The organism is Candidatus Nucleicultrix amoebiphila FS5, assembly GCF_002117145.1.
In the GTDB taxonomy this organism is placed as follows: domain Bacteria; phylum Pseudomonadota; class Alphaproteobacteria; order Caedimonadales; family Nucleicultricaceae; genus Nucleicultrix; species Nucleicultrix amoebiphila.
The window spans coordinates 1,042,489-1,057,935 of the sequence record NZ_CP008743.1; the positions used below are offsets into that span (position 1 = coordinate 1,042,489).

Sequence of the window (15,447 nt, forward strand, 5' to 3'; positions counted from 1 at the left end):
TTTCTAAACTACGCAGCAAAGTCTAAAACCCTTCTATTGACTAAGTATTTCCTTTTGTTACCAATAGGTTTCACTGCCTCTTCTTTCAGCAGTTCAGGTAACCCCAAGATATCTAAAGCAAAATTGCTGAGTCATTCCCTTACCCCCATCTTTATCCCCAGATTTTGGGACAACTGAAAGGTTTTATTAATGATTCTTAAAAGTGTTACCAGAGGCGGACAGCTTAATCTTCATAGCTTAAGAATGCTCAGACAGGTGGTGACTACAGGTCTCTTGGTTTCATTTTTCATTGGAATAGGGAGTTTTGGTTATCAAATTTGGAATAAAGTTCCCAAATATGCTTGGGATCAATATTTTCAATATCATAAGGCTTCTATACTCCTAGCGTTTAATTCATCCTCTCGTGCTGAAAAGCTTATCATTAATTTCTCTGAACCTAATGGGAAACTTCATCGTCGCTATGCTGCAGATATTATGCGCGATCCAAGAATTTTGCTGATACAGCAAAGAATCTCCCACGTTGTGTTTCAGTCTGCCAAATTATCTCTCAATATCTCTTTTGGTGTCGTCTGTTTACTCCTAACATTCTGGGCCTTAAGGGGCCTATTCGTGCATAATAAGAAACATCAAAGAGGATCTCACCTGATCTCTCCAAGAGCTCTTGCAAGGCGCTTACGATGGACATTTCAAGCCTCAGATCTAAGACTTGATAACGTTCCTCTTGTGAAGAATAAGGAAATGTCACACATTCTTATCACAGGAACCACCGGTTCTGGGAAAACTAACGCCTTTCACACGCTTCTTCCTCAAATTCGAAGGCGCGGTAATAGAGCCATTGTTGTGGATCTCACAGGAGATTTGGTAGCGAAGTATTATCGAGAAGGAAAAGATCTTATTTTGAATCCCTTTGATGCAAGATCAGTTCAGTGGGACCTTTGGAAGGATTGCAAAAGTCATACTCATTATGATGCTCTGGCAGAAAGCATTATTCCTGATAAAGGGGGCTCACATGATGCTTTTTGGGATGAGGCTGGGAGAACATTGTTTCGTATTGCTGCCCAGAAATTGGAACAACAAGACCTTCGAGATCCCTATCAGCTTTATTCTCTTCTCACATCTTCAGATATGCGTACGTTTCAATCATTTTTTGAAGGCACTGAGGCATCCTCTTATACGAATAAAGATGGAGAAAAAACTACCCTATCGGTCAGAGCTAATCTCGCCACACATTTAAGTGGCTTTAAATTCTTAAGTCCCGTGGAAGAAGGGTTTTCCGTAAGAACTTGGATTTCTCAATCCAAAAGTGATGACCAGTGGTTATTCTTAACAGCGATGCCAGATCAAAGAAAAACTTTAAGGCCTTTGATCTCAGCTTGGCTTGACCTTTCAATCAACGCTTTAATGTCTGAAGCTCCAGATCCTAAAAGACGTCTATGGTTCATAACAGATGAGCTGCCGGCTCTTCAAAAGCTGCCTTCTCTAAAAACAGGCCTTGCTGAGCTTCGTAAATATGGGGGGTGTGTTTTAGCAGGAATTCAAAGCATTCCCCAGTTAGAGGAGATCTATGGTAAGGCAGCCTCTCAAAACATGCTCAATCTTTTTAACACCTTTTTATTCTTCAGGAATAATGACCCATCAACGACTCTATGGATTTCTAAAGTACTTGGAGAATGTGAGCAGAAGGAGACCCAGGAAAATCTCTCCTATGGAGCGCATGCTATGAGAGACGGGGTTTCTATCAATCAAATGACCAAAACATCCCCTTTGATCATACCAACCGAAATTGGCGCCCTTAAGGATTTAGAAGCTTATTTAAAGCTTCCAGGAGGGTTTCCTATTGTAAAGATGAGGATGAGATATAAGAGTATCTTCTCTATTGCTTCTGTTTTTGTGCTAAATAAGAAATTCAGTTTGATTAATATTGAGTTTGAAAAACGTGCTCAAAAGATCAGACAAACTGGCCTTTGTGTTAAAAAAACTAAAACTAGAAAAAAATCTATAGAAGAAGTAGCATAAGCTTATGCCTCCTAAATTAAAGAAACCCTACAGCTAAATGATGAGTCTTAAGATTTTAAAAAGTATATGATTTATGAATAATGATCTCCTCTCTAATGATTATAAAGACCTGCTCAAAACCCTAAAAGAGAAGGTTGCTACAAGTCGTTACAGAGCAGCACTCAGCGTTAATTCTGAAATGATCAATCTTTATCATTATATAGGCAGCGAAATTATTAGTGGCCAAAAGAAGTACGGTTGGGGGGCTAAAGTTATTGATCGATTAAGTAAAGATCTTCGAAGAGAATTCCCTGATATGAAGGGGTTTAGTCCCACAAACCTTAAGTATATGAAGCTATTTTCTGAAAGTTTTTCTAAGGATGAGATTAGTCAGCAGGCTGCTGACCAATTGCCATGGTTTCATATAATAACTATTTTGGTTGAGGTGAAAAACCCCCTTGAACGTAGATTTTACATTCAAAAAGCCAGAGAACATGGGTGGTCACGTAATGTATTATCTATGCAGATTGAAACTAACCTTTTTAAACGTGAGGGAAAAGCGATTACCAATTTTAATGAGAAACTTCCCTCTCCAAAATCTGAGCTTGCTCAATCCATTCTAAAGAATCCTTATTTGTTTGATTTTTTAAGTTTAGGGCAAGATGCACATGAAAGAGAAATTGAGAAGGGTTTAATTGACCATATTGAGAAATTTCTTCTGGAGCTTGGTGAAGGTTTTGCATTTTTGGGAAGGCAGTATCATCTTCAAATTGAAGAGCAGGATTTTTATATAGATTTGCTTTTTTATCACATAAGACTTCGTTCCTTTGTAGTAATTGAACTCAAATCCGGCAAATTTAAACCTGAGTATGCAGGTAAGATGAATTTTTATCTTTCGGCAGTGGATGATTTACTGCGCCAGCCTGGTGATAATCCTTCAATAGGGCTTGTTCTGTGTAGGTCCAAAGTTGGTGTAGTTGCTGAATATGCTTTACGGGATATGACTAAACCAATAGGTCTTGCCGAATACCGTCTGACAGAGAGTTTACCTGAAAATTTAAAAACAGTCTTACCTACGATTGAAGAGCTTGAAAATGAACTTGCAAAGGAGTTTGTTGATCCATAAATCTTTTCCAATAATTTATGTGTCTGATAGCAATTAATGAGAAAAACATATAAAAATTTAAGCGAGATAGAAAACCTTTCAGCCAGTGAAAGAGATCATCTTTCTCTATTAAGCCGTGAACTTAATTCACTCTATGAAAAACGGCAAAAGCGACAGAAAAGAAAAGCTTATTTATGGTTAGGAACCTTACCTCTCTTATTGGTTATATTTGACTATATTAATAAAACTGGATTTATCAGTGAAACAACTTTTCTATTTGGCGCTTTTGGATTATCAATCTTCTTTATCAGTGGAATAGTTTGTCCCATTATTCTGACTAGAGATTATTTTGATGAAAAAAGAGAATCCAAAAAATGGTGGACTCTTCATCAAGAAGTACAATCTCAGGGATATATATATTTTGAAGATTCAAAAGAATGGTGGATCAAGGACAATTAATTGTTAGGTGCGCCCATTTTTTAGACAAGAATTTACCTCAATGAGTAAGCCCTTCTTTTTTGAACCACTTTAGTCCTCCAGTCACTAACTTTTTCTCCATCAATTTTAGTATAGTGACGGTGTTATGATGTTAGTTTATATCCAATTGGGTTAGACGTAATTATATCAACTGCGTGCTTAATTCCGTATGAAATAATAATTCCAGTATTGTACTTATACACTAGAGGCACTTCATTCTCACCTTGAAAAATGGACTCCTCCGTTGATTTATATCCAGATATTACCGAAGCTACTTTAAAATCACTCTTGTTGTATTCTTTAAAGATTATCGGTCCGCCAGAAAAACCTGGATTGTTATGGCCATCTAAATAAAATATTTGTGTTCCATCCTCCAAAAATTGCATACAAGAAACTATTGCTTTTTTTACAAATGGAAGTGGGAAGTCTCTGTTTAATTTTCCTATATTTCCCTGCATTCCATAAGGAAATCCTAGAAAATAGACATCTTGACCATACCCCATGTTAGCAGAGCTTGCTTCTAATAGGAAATTTGGTGATAATTGAATCTCAGCTTTTAAAATGGAAATATCGATATCGCCATTGCAATGCCCTACTAAAGTTAATTGAATATCTTTCCAAAAATTTTCATGGAAGATTTTCATTGAAGAGCTACCGTCCCATTTTTCCAGAAGATGCTTTGCGGTAATTACATACTGCCGGTCATCAACATCAATAGTAAAACATGTACCTATTTGATCGCCGCATAGTATGTTAAAAACTCTATGAAGTACGTTACTTGTGATCATTTATCTTCTCTCTATTGCCTATGATTAAAGCTCTAACCCTCTATCCTTACAAAATCCCTTCTGAGCTTCTTTAAGCGCATATTTCGTAGCACTTTCTGCATCCTTTTGAATCTCATGGACTCTCACTTTGTTAGGTTCTTCCTTATTATAGAACACTTCTTTCAGCCAAACCTCAGCTTCACTTCTTCTTATATACTCTATCGATCGCTCAGCTTTATAAGGCGTCAGATCTTTATAGGTTTGTTTAAGGGTTTCCTGGCGTTCCTCAAGGTAGCTGCCCAGCTTGATATAAACCTCAATGGTTTTGTCATCGGGAGTTTTTCCTAAGCTCTCGTGCGCCCTCTGGATTTCATTGGCAACACGTGTAGCTACAAAAGGAGAGAGGTTTTTTTCTTGGACCAATTGATCTGCAAGGTGCTTTTGACTCTGCTGATACTGCTGGAGTTCAACGGAAGCTGGTTTCATAAACTTCTGGGGATTCTTCACATCGCCATTCTGACGGAACTCTTCCTCAAACATTCGTCCTTCAATACGCGCAAGACGCTCTGCATAGAGAGTGGCTCTTAAGTAATCTTCTTTGACAAGATCCTGCTTTTTATCGAGGTTTTCTAACATCTCGGCTTTGATTGTTTCACTGCGACCTAATTCAAATCGTACCCGAGTAGAGAGAACTTTGACATCTCCCAACGTTGGCTCTCTATGTTCATAATGCTTGAGATGGAAGAGATATTCCCCTGTCCTAGAAGCTTGCTTTTCCAGGAACTTCTTTTCATCCCCATCTGGGAAGCGGTTATGCTTTTCTTTAAAGAGTCCATAAAGCCTTCTTTCAAGAAGTTGACTGACCTCCTCAAACTTCTTCTCCTCTATAGGAAAGAGAGGATCTTGAGGGGCTACCCGATGGATTTTGGTCTCCTGAGTCCTTTCAAACTTATAGAAATCTTCATTCCTATGGAAATGGTCCTTCACTTTTGTTTTAATATCTTTGAGCGCTTCCTGTATAGCTTGAGTAAGAGAAAGGGATTTGTCCCTTTCTCTTACCTCTTCTAAGGTGAGGTATTTTAAACTGGCTTCTTTGCCATGGTCACGGCCCATCTGTTGAATGAGATGGTCTAAAGTGGGCGTCTCTGTTTGGGAGATAAAGACTTTCAGGTCTTTGGTTTGCCGGGTCAAAGACACATAACTGTTATTGAGGTTGGTTGCCTTATCATGAAGCACATAAATGTTGGGGAGGGTAGATCCTTGGGCTTTATAAATGGTGCCCGCATAGCCATGGCGTAACCCAATATAAGTTTCAGGATTAAAGGTGACTTCCTGTCCATTATCTTGAAGGATCGTACAAGCGGTCTCGGTGATCTTTTTAATAGCCCCGAAGTTGCCATTGAAGAGATTCTGGGTTTTATCCGTCTCGGTGAGTTGAATGCGATCCCCTTCCGCAAACCTTTGAGGACCTCTTTTTGTCATGATCTCATAGTCATGATCTCCCAGCTCTCCTCGGGCGCGTCGAATGTCTCTCACTGCGCAATTCAGAGCATCTACATCCACGTTTCTTTGGGCGAGGATAAGTTTGTTGATGTGAGGATCATCAGCATGATCTTTAGACCAGGCATTAATCAGAGCAGCACAAGAGGTTTCTTTAGTCCCTGAGAAGAAGATTCGTTCGTGGTCATTTAATATATGAACAGCTTCTTTCACTTCGCCACGGGAGAGAGATTCAGATACTGCTCTCTGCCAATCGATCTCTTGGCGTCTTACATCAGTAATCTCAACGGAGCAAAACTTCTCTACCAGAACCTCAAACATCCCACCTTTTTGAATACTGGAGAGCTGACGACTATCTCCTACAAGAAGCACCTTAGATCCTGCTCGTTTGGCACCGTTAAAAAGTTCTATCTGCAGCTCTGTAGAAAGCATGGCTGCTTCATCCACAATCAGGAGCGTTTTCTCATCAATGGTATTTCTCTGGTTCTTAGAGGCAAACAAAAAAGCATGGCAAGTGGTGGCCTCCCTAAAACCATCCTCCAGCATATCTTGAGCCACCTTATGGGTGGGAGCTAAACCAATTACCCGATAACCTGAAGCTTCATGAACTTCTCTGATAGGCCTTAAGACATAACTTTTGCCAACACCGGCGCGTCCCTGGATAATACTTAGATTATGGGGAATCTGTGTTACACAATCATAAGCTGCTTGTTGTTCTAAGGAGAGGATGTATTTCTCTGTTACCTGGTTTCTCACTGAATCCAAAAGAGGAACACTCTCTTGCTTATGAAGGGATGTTGCAAAGCGCAGGAGCTTTTCTTCTAAGGTCCGTGTTTCTTTTAAAGTATAAAGCCCAGTCTCTTCCCCTGTTGAGGAATCATAAAGAGTTATCAGATTCTTGTCACTCAAGACCCCTTTAAGTAAGATGGCCTGATCTGCCCGTGGAACATGTTTGAAGATAAACCGTTCGATGTCTTGTTTGGATAGTACGGCCTTGTTCTTCCCCAGAGCTTCTAAAATAACTGCTGGATCTTTAGCCAAGGCTTCATTGGTCTCTTTAATGAGCTCTGATCTCTTCAAAGCATCATTCATATGGTGGCGCATACGTACAGGACCCAGATGCTCTTGGGGAACAATACCAATGGGATCCACCCTTAAGTCCAAGCCCTTTTCCTTAAAGTAGGCGTTTTGGATATCTCTGACCTTCTCTCCCACCAGCTCTGCTTCGGTGACGAAACCTTTGCGAATCGTTGGATCGGTGTCTCTGGCCTTATAAGCATTTAAAGACTTGCCATCTTCAGAAAAACGCCTGGTGGTGGCTAACATATGGACATGCCAGTTTTTGTCTTCATCATGCGGCGCATGGATATCGATTTGAACAGCAAGGCCTTTCGATAAGAAAAATTCTTTGGCGATCCTATGAGAGAGCTCTATACGGTCTTCGAGGCGAATCTCTTTGTCATCAGGAAGGGCAACCACTGCTTCCTTGGCCACTTGGCTGTCTACGCGTCTTTCAGCATGCTCTGCTGCATTCCAAAGAACAGAGCTATTCTTGAACTTAAGATCAGCCCCTTCCGGTAATAAGATCTCATGATAGACGTTGTCCCGTTTATGTTGAAAGTGGAACACTTCTCCTGTGCGTTCACACCTAATCTGCGCGCGCTCATTATAAGCGGCCTTCCGGCAGCCATTAGCGCCGGTACTCCTTGATACATACTGAACTCTTGCAAACTGGATGGCCATTTTTATTTAAGCCTTTTTAATTTTGAAATTACCATAACAAATAAGCGCATTGGTATCAATGCATATTGCGTATGCAGTAAATTTATCAATTCACTTCATAACGCCTTGTGGCGATTTTATTCCTCTGGTATTTTAATTCTTATAACAATAAAGGCTTTTTCAGGTGAGGTAGCTAATGACAAAATCCAATCTCCTTGAGCGTAAAAAGCAAGCGCTCGAGTTCAAGAAAAATAGGCTTAAACAACTCGAGTCCCATGTAAAACTCATGGAGCGAAAATCCAGAACAAGAAGGCTAATCGAACTCGGCGGACTTGTCGCAAAAGCTGGCTTAGAAGAATGGGATACTAATGCGCTCTATGGCGCCTTTCTTGAAATCAAAGAAAGTGCTGAAGATGTAAAGACCGTTAAAGCCTGGGCTCATAAAGGTGGCGCTGCCTTTGCACGAAAAAACACCAACAAATCCCCCGTCATCGTTAAGTTTGAATCCAAACCCGATGAAGAAACCAGAACAAAGATCCGTGAACTGGGATTGAAATGGAATGCCCTTAGAGGCGAGTGGCAGGGGTATATAGAGTTAAGAGTTCTGAAAGAGGTTCTTCAAAAGGAAGATGTTCAAGTTTTAGAGATCAATGAACAAGAGGCTGTTTAGGAAAAGAAAAGAGCCCCTGAGTGAGCTCTTCTGCTTTAAACTTACCGCTCAGAAAAGGGGGAGGGTAAGATCGCCTTAAAGGGACGTACGGTAGTTCCTTGCATTGCATTTCCTGCTATGGCTAAGCCATTCGCACTGATGACTTGGGCAACAAAATCTACTTTCCAACCATCAAGGTTAGCGCCAGCTTTTTCCAAACGCTCTTGAAAAGAAAGGGGGCTTTCTATGACACATGGAATCTCATTGTTCTCTTCCGCATCCTCTGCACCTCCTATTATGGCATCAAGACTTGGTTTCAAGAGCGTTATGATATGCAGATAGCCCTGCACAGTGAAATGAGGCAAAAGATGAGAGAACAGACAGGAAATATGGGGGCTACGGAAAAAAGTCCAGGCAAGAATATGTACAATGTGGAACACTTACAAAACATGGGAAATCAACAGAGCATGAAACAGATGCAGCAGAAAGGTTCTGATAAGGGGCAGAACGTTCCTCAGCAATAATCCCTAAGTTGCGTATTTACAAGATTTGTATTCTTCTACCAAAGCAATTTCCTCATTCCTTTTCATTGCTGACCTCGGTTGCAGGTTGTCCGTGTGGAGCGCACATGATAAAGTTTTGATATTAAAAGTAGAATGGATGCTAGAAAGTATCCTAGTGGGATTACTCCCTATCATGCATGCTCCTAGGTGGAACAGGGTCAGAAGTCATGCGACGCATTGCAGCGCCAATGATCGGGGGAATGGTTAGTGTTACAATCCTGTCATTAATCATTATTCCAGCTGTTTATCTTTTGTGGAAGTAAAGAGGATGCTCGTATCAGTGAGGGATTAATTAAGTAAAAATAATCTGATTGAGAAATAATATATGAATAAAACAACTTTTTATATTCCTACCATGGACTGTCCTGCGGAAGAAAAGCTTATTCGTGAAAAGCTACGATCGGTGACTAATATAAAGCAGTTAGAATTTAATTTAATTCAACAAGAGCTGATTGTTACACATCAAACCTCTGATGTTTCCGATATCCAACAAGCTTTAACTTCATTAGGTCTAGATATTCAAATCAAAAACAACTCTTATACGAACAAACAACTTAACTTATTACAAGCTCATGTAACAGCCAAAGATTGGATGATAATCACCATTTCAGGTTTGTTAGCTTTCACTGCTGAAGTTATTGCTTTTACAACACGTACTGAAAATTCCCTTTTGATTATCGTTTTAGCATTAGCATCCATGCTCGTAGGTGGTCGCGTAACTTTTCTCAAGGGAGTACGCGCTGTCCAATATTTCATACTTAACATTAATTTCTTGATGACAATTGCCGTTCTTGGGGCTGTCATTATTGGTGAATGGCCAGAAGCCGCTATGGTAACTTTTCTTTTCGGCCTTGCGGAAACAATTGAGAGTTATTCTTTAGATAAGGCACGACAAGCCATCCAGCGTTTGATAGAGATTGCCCCTGATGTTGCTACTGTGCAAACTGAAGAAGGCAGCTGGGAAGTTAAATCTGTTCAAGAAATTCAAATTAATGACATTGTCTGGGTCAAACCTGGTGAACGTATTCCCTTAGATGGAATTGTCCTTAAAGGCCGCACAAGCGTAAACCAAGCGCCTATTACCGGCGAATCAATTCCCGTAGAAAAAAATAAAGGAGACATTGTATTTGCAGGTTCTATTAACGAGCGGGGTTCATTTGAATTTAAAGTCACAAGTCAAACAAATGAGACATTACTTGCTAAAATTATTCGTGCCGTTCAACAAGCACAAAGTGAACGAGCTCCAACACAACGATTTGTTGATCAATTTGCAAAATATTATACGCCAACAATAGTTATTACTGCTATTTTAATTGCTTTTTTACCCACCTTTATCTGGCAAGCCCCCTTTTACCCATGGTTTTATAAAGCCTTGGTGCTATTGGTTATTGCGTGTCCTTGTGCTTTAGTTATTTCCACACCTATTACGGTTGTAAGTGGCCTAGCTGCAGCAGCTAAACATGGTATTTTAATCAAAGGGGGAACTTATCTTGAGATAGGGAGTCATCTAAAAGCAATCGCTTTCGATAAAACAGGAACTCTTACACATGGGAAACCTAAAGCTACAGATGTTATTAGCATTACTAAAAATTCTAAATATGATGTCTTACAACTTGCTGCTAGTTTAGAAGTCAACTCGGAACACCCTATTGCTAGTGCTATCATACAACATTGGCAATCTTCAAATCAATCTAGTAACTTATTAGCCATTCATGAATATGAAACTATTCCCGGACGAGGCCTAGTTGGTATTATTGACGGAGAACATTATTTTCTAGGTAATCATCGCTTTGCTGAAGAAAACAATGTATGCAATACGCACGTTGAATCCATCTTACATCGACTGGAACAACAGGGGAAAACCACTATTGTACTCGGAACAAAGCATGAAGTATTAGCGATTCTTGCCGTAGCAGATACCTTGCGCGAAACAAGTATCCAAGCCATTCAGTCACTACACCAACTTGGAATTAAAATAGCCATGATTACGGGAGATAATCCAACTACGGCTCAAGCTATTGCCGGAAAACTAAGTATTGATGACATCCAAGCTAATTTATTACCCGAAGATAAGCTTATAGCTATGGATGAGCTTTTAAAGAAATATAACAAAGTAGGGATGGTGGGCGATGGTATTAACGATGCACCAGCACTTGCTAAGGCAACCATTGGTTTTGCGATGGGTCATTCAGGTACTGATGTGGCCCTGGAAACTGCGGATGTTGCTTTGATGGAAGATAATTTAAATAAGTTACCTTTTTTTATTCACCTCAGTCGTCGTGTTTGGCATAAGCTCGTTCAAAACATTACGTTATCGATCGGAATTAAAATAATCTTTTTTGCTTTAGCGCTTTCGGGGTTGGCGTCTTTATGGATGGCAATATTAGCAGATATGGGAGCGAGTTTAATTGTTGTCCTTAATGGGTTAAGATTATTAAACTTTTCATATATTAGACAAGATGAAAGCGTCCATAAATGATTAACAATGAGCTGAGGTTTTTTGTCTAACCGTAATAACTTATCACTACGTTTTTTGCGCTTTATCCTTGGCTATTTCTTTTTGCTCATAGGGATAATTGGTGTCTTCATTCCCTTTTTACAAGGATGGTTGTTTATAATTTTGGGGCTGATTTTGCTTAAAAGTCATGCCAAATGGGCAAAACCCCTGAATTCATGGGTGAGAGAAAAAATATCCAAAAAGCCGTTCGATAATTCGAGGATTATACAAAACTATTAATGATTGGCTTTCAAAGCTTGGATTATTCTAACTGAAGTGACCCCAATGGTCAACTTCGGCAAGAGCATTTCAAATAATCTAGCGTAATACAACTATACTCAGATCGCGCAATAGCTTTCTCACACACGGTAGAATTGTTATACCCACAAAGATTATATTACATACTGTAATTGCGTAAGTTAATCGGCAAGAATGTCTCCTAGAGCGTAAAGCTCTATGTTTAACTGATAAAAAACAAATAGGAGACATTCCATGAAATACTATGCAGGATTGGACGTATCAATGAAAGAGACATTTATATGTGTACTGAGAGAGGACGGACAAAAAGCGTACGAAAGTAGCACATATTAATCAGGCAATAAAACGGTGTCAATAACACATCAAAGTGACCGAGTTAGTTAGCACGTTAATTGGCCGAATTTTATCCTTAATCTTTGTATGGAGGAACAGAGCGCTCAAAGAGAGCAACGTGTCAACGCCGAAGAGCGTAGCATGCAGGGTTGCTCATCTGTCCGACGATGATGCCGACATGATCATCTGACTGGCCGCCATCAACCCGGCTTTGATGAACTGCTCCTCCGGAATTGTCTCGTAAGTACGCCCGCCGACTTCAAGTGTTCGGCAATCCGAGTCACCGCACACGGAGCAGCAGCGGCTCATACCAACGTCGGCGCCGAGCCACTCCTCAATGGATTTGCCCGCGATCCACACGCGGTTGGACTCCGAGGTATTGGCTTTGAACGCAGCTTCATCGATTTCCTGCGTTTCGAGTACGGGCTCGATTTCTAGCGGTCGCAGCGCGGCCGCTAATTTGGCCACCGCTGCTTCGAGTTCACGACCGGTGTCCCCGCAACGTGTGCAAGTCTCGCCGCCCTTAATGAGGCGCTTCCACAAAATCTGCATCTGTTTCATCTCACTCTCCTGGAAATTCTTGATGGATAACCACTATCATGATAAATCTTTTTTGAATGACTTTGCAAGAGCAGTCGCCACAAGATGCAGAACAGCTCCTGTCAATAGCACGTCAAAATGACCGAGTTAGTTAGCACGAGAGTTGACCGAAATTTATCCTTAATCTTTGCGTGGTGGAACAGAACGCAATGAGAGCGCAAAGTGTCAACGACGGAGAGCGTAGCGTGCGTTGATGCTTTGTGCTCTCGTTGCGATAATGCCCACGGCAAAGATCGGATAAATTGATTCATTTTCTTATGCTGCCATTTGTAAATCTATCGCAGAATCTATAAGGTTTCCCAGTGCATCATAACGACCCAAACATCTATTGCCAAAGAAAAGCCCTAAATTACCATTAAAGTAACGGCGGACATGTACAGAAACAGCCCAATTGATGGGAGTGGCACGTGGTACAGTCTCGAAATGGGTATCCAGCTACAAGAAGAAGGGTGAAATCGAACTTCGTAAGAAAAAGCGGGGGCGTCGGTCTGAGGACATGACCCTCCTGAAGCCCCATCAATGCGCCATTATCTTTAATATGATTCGAGACTGCTGTCCGGACCAATTAAAGCTACCCTTCATGTTATGGACGCGTGATGCCGTTGGTCTTCTTATTGAGCAGAGATTCGGGATCAAGCTGGCTATTCGTAGCGTTGGCAATTATCTGAAACGGTGGGGTTTTACCCCTCAGAAACCTCTTCGCAAAGCTTATGAGCGCCTGAATATTTTGTGATGGTTGCAGGGTGGATGTTTCTTGTCATCACGTTTCACACAGCTGCGGGAATGATACGTTATTTTAGCTGGCCTTATTCCGATCATGTTTATTCACGGCACAGGCTCAGAAGTTATGCAACGTATTGCAGCGCCAATGATTGCTGGCATGATTACAGCGCCCCTCTTATACATGATTCTTATTCCGATAATCTATCTCTTATGGCAAAAAAATAAGCTTGCAATGACAGATTGATACGACAGTACTACAGTTCTCCAATTGCGTATATGTCAAGGGACGTCTCCTAACTATAGTGCGTGCATTACTCGTAATAGCCGTTCTCTAGCCTCACTACTAATACAGTTTATTTCTGGTTTATTAACCAAATCTAACACAGCAGCTGGATCCATAAACTCCACATAAACTTGACCATCTTCCTTCATGCGAACAACGATATTACAGGGCAAAAGCAGACCAATGGATGGATCTATTTTCAGAGCCTGGTGAGCTAATTGAGGATTGCAAGCACCTAATATACGATAAGAAAGCATCTCTTGATCGAGTTTCTTTTTGACCGTTGCAGCTACATCGATTTCAGTTAAAACACCGAACCCTTCTTGTTTTAATGCCTGAGTGACTCGCTCAATTGCTTCGTTAAAGGAATATGAGACTTCCTTTCCAAAACCATATCTATTACTCATTTTTTCTCCTCTTGCCCCAATATCTTTTAAAAGTTATTTCGCCGTGGCGCTGCTGCCCATTTGCTGTTTCATTTTCTCCAATTCCTCCTTAAATTTGTCCATGTTTTCTTGCATTTGCTGCATTTGCTCTTTCATTTTGGGATCATTCATATGTCCCATCATTGATCCCATATGCTCATGCATTTGGTTCATCATATTTGCCATATCGTTAATCTGGCCGTGCATGTGTCCACACATTCCTGGGTGACCCTGGCCCATCATCGGTCCCATATGCCCAGGCATTTGGTTCATCGGATTTGATATATCTTTCATCTGACCATTTGCGTTTGACTCAACGCTATGAGAGTACTGTTCTGATTCTTTCTGACCTTCTTGTGCTAAAGATGAGGAGGAGATTGAAAATGCAGCGAGTGTAAAAAGAACTATATAACTATTGTTCATTTGATTGACCTTTCTCTAACTCATTAATTATATCTTTAATTATATCTTTATTTCCTTAACAAAGAATAAAACGTCCTTTTCAGTAAGCATACGTAACAAGAAAAACTTAACGCACGTTCACCGGAAAGGTACAAAACAACAGGGTCTAGAACAACCAGAATAAAATCGACTAAAGAGGAGAAGGGATTGATGACACGAGTGAACATCCTTGAAAGAAAGCAACAGATGATTGAGTTTAAGAAAAATAGGCTCATGCGGATTGAGTCCCATGTAAAACTCATGGAGCGACAATCCAGAACACGAAGACTTATTGAACTCGGCGGACTCGTGGCTAAAGCTGGACTCGATGATTTAGAGACCAATGTTCTTTATGGAGCTCTGCTGGAAATCAAAGAAAAAGCTGATGATATAAAAATAGTGAAAGCATGGGCTCATAAAGGCGGCGCTGCCTTTGCTAAGGATAATAAGGATACATCCCCTGTGATCGTTAAGTTCACCTCAAAACCCAATGAAGAGGTAAGGGCAAAGATGCGAGAACTTGGCCTCAAATGGAACGCCATCCGAGGGGAGTGGCAGGGATGGGTGGATTTGAAGGGGTTGAAAGATCTTCTGCAAAAGGAAGAAGCGGCAATCCTTAAGATCACTGAACAAGAAGTTGTTTAGAAAAAAGAGAAGGCCCCCCGCAAAAGGAAGCTCTTATCTTTTAAGTTTATTAAGCAACCATGGATCTGGACACTTGGCGAATGGAAACCCCCTCTACAATCTGCATCGATATGACTACTTGTCTTAAAATCTCTAAAGAAAAAACTTAAACCTGGACACCTACTAAAACTTATCTTCTTAAGAGCTTTGAAGGATAGCCAGCCTCAGTTGTTGCTTTTGCAAGGTCAGAAAGTTTAGCTTTCTCTTTATCGTAAGTTACTTTTGCAACTTTTGTTTTCAGATCAACAGAGACTTCCTTAACGCCAGGAACAGTTTCAAGAGCTTTTCGAACCGTAATAGGACAAAGATTGCAGGTCATATTTTGCACAGACAATTCAATAGTCGATAACTGCACTGCAAATGCTGAGACAGCTAAAAAACTACCCATAAAAAAGATCGTCAATAAATTTTTCATAATCTATACT

General features: G+C 40.6%; 15 protein-coding genes and 4 pseudogenes. 12 read left to right on the top strand and 7 right to left on the bottom strand.

All coding sequences use genetic code 11. From position 1 onward, the window contains the following. Positions 1–189 precede the first annotated feature (189 nt). From traD to GQ61_RS05030, 3 genes are all read left to right on the top strand, one after another. Positions 190–2,016, top strand: coding sequence for a type IV conjugative transfer system coupling protein TraD (traD, locus tag GQ61_RS05020; protein ID WP_085784268.1), 1,827 nt, complete (start codon positions 190–192; stop codon positions 2,014–2,016). Positions 2,017–2,089: 73 nt separating this feature from the next. Then, the gene (locus GQ61_RS05025) at positions 2,090–3,121 is read left to right on the top strand and encodes a PDDEXK nuclease domain-containing protein (RefSeq protein WP_085784269.1); all 1,032 of its coding nucleotides are present in this window, start codon (positions 2,090–2,092) and stop codon (positions 3,119–3,121) included. Positions 3,122–3,157: 36 nt separating this feature from the next. Continuing rightward, entirely contained in the window at positions 3,158–3,559 is a 402-nt protein-coding gene (locus tag GQ61_RS05030; protein WP_085784270.1) for a hypothetical protein, read from the top strand. Between the two features lie 122 nt (positions 3,560–3,681). On the opposite strand, the gene GQ61_RS05035 is transcribed toward GQ61_RS05030, so the two are convergent. Both GQ61_RS05035 and GQ61_RS05040 read right to left on the bottom strand, forming a co-directional pair. After that, complete coding sequence (locus GQ61_RS05035; protein WP_085784271.1) at positions 3,682–4,365, bottom strand: S1 family peptidase; 684 nt, start codon at positions 4,363–4,365, stop codon at positions 3,682–3,684. Between the two features lie 24 nt (positions 4,366–4,389). Continuing rightward, a complete protein-coding gene (locus tag GQ61_RS05040) occupies positions 4,390–7,587 on the bottom strand; it encodes an AAA family ATPase (RefSeq protein WP_085784272.1) in 3,198 nt (1,065 codons plus the stop codon). 175 nt (positions 7,588–7,762) lie between these two features. Between GQ61_RS05040 and GQ61_RS05045 the strand changes: the two genes are divergently transcribed. After that, the gene (locus GQ61_RS05045) at positions 7,763–8,236 is read left to right on the top strand and encodes a conjugal transfer protein TraD (protein WP_085784273.1); all 474 of its coding nucleotides are present in this window, start codon (positions 7,763–7,765) and stop codon (positions 8,234–8,236) included. Positions 8,237–8,277: 41 nt separating this feature from the next. Here the strand turns inward: GQ61_RS05045 and GQ61_RS05050 are convergent, their stop codons facing one another. After that, positions 8,278–8,535: a hypothetical protein gene (locus GQ61_RS05050; RefSeq protein WP_085784274.1), complete on the bottom strand. Its 258-nt coding sequence runs from the start codon at positions 8,533–8,535 to the stop codon at positions 8,278–8,280. A gap of 48 nt (positions 8,536–8,583) precedes the next feature. Between GQ61_RS05050 and GQ61_RS05055 the strand changes: the two genes are divergently transcribed. The 4 genes and pseudogenes from GQ61_RS05055 to GQ61_RS09410 all read left to right on the top strand — a co-directional run bounded on the left by GQ61_RS05055 (position 8,584) and on the right by GQ61_RS09410 (position 11,515). Next, positions 8,584–8,739: a hypothetical protein gene (locus tag GQ61_RS05055; protein ID WP_157111147.1), complete on the top strand. Its 156-nt coding sequence runs from the start codon at positions 8,584–8,586 to the stop codon at positions 8,737–8,739. 167 nt (positions 8,740–8,906) lie between these two features. Beyond that, positions 8,907–9,041 (top strand): annotated as a pseudogene (locus GQ61_RS09170) (efflux RND transporter permease subunit); the annotation flags it as partial. 92 nt (positions 9,042–9,133) lie between these two features. Next, positions 9,134–11,257: a heavy metal translocating P-type ATPase gene (locus GQ61_RS05060; protein ID WP_198157276.1), complete on the top strand. Its 2,124-nt coding sequence runs from the start codon at positions 9,134–9,136 to the stop codon at positions 11,255–11,257. Positions 11,258–11,311: 54 nt separating this feature from the next. Then, positions 11,312–11,515, top strand: coding sequence for a PGPGW domain-containing protein (locus GQ61_RS09410; RefSeq protein ID WP_408606994.1), 204 nt, complete (start codon positions 11,312–11,314; stop codon positions 11,513–11,515). Positions 11,516–12,019: 504 nt separating this feature from the next. Here the strand turns inward: GQ61_RS09410 and GQ61_RS05070 are convergent. Next, a complete protein-coding gene (locus GQ61_RS05070; protein WP_085784278.1) occupies positions 12,020–12,427 on the bottom strand; it encodes a DUF2703 domain-containing protein in 408 nt (135 codons plus the stop codon). A 418-nt stretch (positions 12,428–12,845) separates the two neighbouring features. Here GQ61_RS05070 and GQ61_RS09415 point away from each other — a divergent pair. The 3 pseudogenes from GQ61_RS09415 to GQ61_RS09175 form a co-directional block, all read left to right on the top strand. Beyond that, positions 12,846–12,941: pseudogene (locus GQ61_RS09415) on the top strand (helix-turn-helix domain-containing protein); the annotation flags it as partial. Positions 12,942–13,013: 72 nt separating this feature from the next. Further along, positions 13,014–13,184: pseudogene (locus GQ61_RS05075) on the top strand (helix-turn-helix domain-containing protein); the annotation flags it as partial. 72 nt (positions 13,185–13,256) lie between these two features. Beyond that, positions 13,257–13,433 (top strand): annotated as a pseudogene (locus tag GQ61_RS09175) (hypothetical protein); the annotation flags it as partial. Positions 13,434–13,486: 53 nt separating this feature from the next. On the opposite strand, the gene GQ61_RS05080 reads toward GQ61_RS09175, so the two are convergent. Together GQ61_RS05080 and GQ61_RS05085 are read right to left on the bottom strand one after the other, a co-directional pair. Further along, entirely contained in the window at positions 13,487–13,879 is a 393-nt protein-coding gene (locus GQ61_RS05080) for a DUF302 domain-containing protein (protein ID WP_085784280.1), read from the bottom strand. A gap of 33 nt (positions 13,880–13,912) precedes the next feature. After that, entirely contained in the window at positions 13,913–14,320 is a 408-nt protein-coding gene (locus tag GQ61_RS05085; protein WP_085784281.1) for a hypothetical protein, read from the bottom strand. Between the two features lie 189 nt (positions 14,321–14,509). Between GQ61_RS05085 and GQ61_RS05090 the strand changes: the two genes are divergently transcribed. Further along, on the top strand, positions 14,510–14,983 hold the full coding sequence (locus GQ61_RS05090) for a conjugal transfer protein TraD (RefSeq protein WP_085784282.1): 474 nt from the start codon (positions 14,510–14,512) through the stop codon (positions 14,981–14,983). A gap of 169 nt (positions 14,984–15,152) precedes the next feature. Here the strand turns inward: GQ61_RS05090 and GQ61_RS05095 are convergent, their stop codons facing one another. Next, positions 15,153–15,437 (bottom strand): heavy-metal-associated domain-containing protein, encoded by a 285-nt coding sequence (locus GQ61_RS05095; RefSeq protein WP_085784283.1) that lies wholly within the window; start codon positions 15,435–15,437, stop codon positions 15,153–15,155. Positions 15,438–15,447: the final 10 nt, after the last annotated feature.

Bases quoted from the DNA above. Each gene is read 5' to 3' on its own strand.
- traD (WP_085784268.1), top strand. From the start codon at position 190: ATGATTCTTAAAAGTGTTACCAGAGGCGGACAGCTTAATCTTCATAGC.
- GQ61_RS05025 (WP_085784269.1), top strand. From the start codon at position 2,090: ATGAATAATGATCTCCTCTCTAATGATTATAAAGACCTGCTCAAAACC.
- GQ61_RS05030 (WP_085784270.1), top strand. From the start codon at position 3,158: ATGAGAAAAACATATAAAAATTTAAGCGAGATAGAAAACCTTTCAGCC.
- GQ61_RS05035 (WP_085784271.1), bottom strand. From the start codon at position 4,365: ATGATCACAAGTAACGTACTTCATAGAGTTTTTAACATACTATGCGGC.
- GQ61_RS05040 (WP_085784272.1), bottom strand. From the start codon at position 7,587: ATGGCCATCCAGTTTGCAAGAGTTCAGTATGTATCAAGGAGTACCGGC.
- GQ61_RS05045 (WP_085784273.1), top strand. From the start codon at position 7,763: ATGACAAAATCCAATCTCCTTGAGCGTAAAAAGCAAGCGCTCGAGTTC.
- GQ61_RS05055 (WP_157111147.1), top strand. From the start codon at position 8,584: ATGAGAGAACAGACAGGAAATATGGGGGCTACGGAAAAAAGTCCAGGC.
- GQ61_RS05060 (WP_198157276.1), top strand. From the start codon at position 9,134: ATGGACTGTCCTGCGGAAGAAAAGCTTATTCGTGAAAAGCTACGATCG.
- GQ61_RS05070 (WP_085784278.1), bottom strand. From the start codon at position 12,427: ATGAAACAGATGCAGATTTTGTGGAAGCGCCTCATTAAGGGCGGCGAG.
- GQ61_RS05080 (WP_085784280.1), bottom strand. From the start codon at position 13,879: ATGAGTAATAGATATGGTTTTGGAAAGGAAGTCTCATATTCCTTTAAC.
- GQ61_RS05085 (WP_085784281.1), bottom strand. From the start codon at position 14,320: ATGAACAATAGTTATATAGTTCTTTTTACACTCGCTGCATTTTCAATC.
- GQ61_RS05090 (WP_085784282.1), top strand. From the start codon at position 14,510: ATGACACGAGTGAACATCCTTGAAAGAAAGCAACAGATGATTGAGTTT.
- GQ61_RS05095 (WP_085784283.1), bottom strand. From the start codon at position 15,437: ATGAAAAATTTATTGACGATCTTTTTTATGGGTAGTTTTTTAGCTGTC.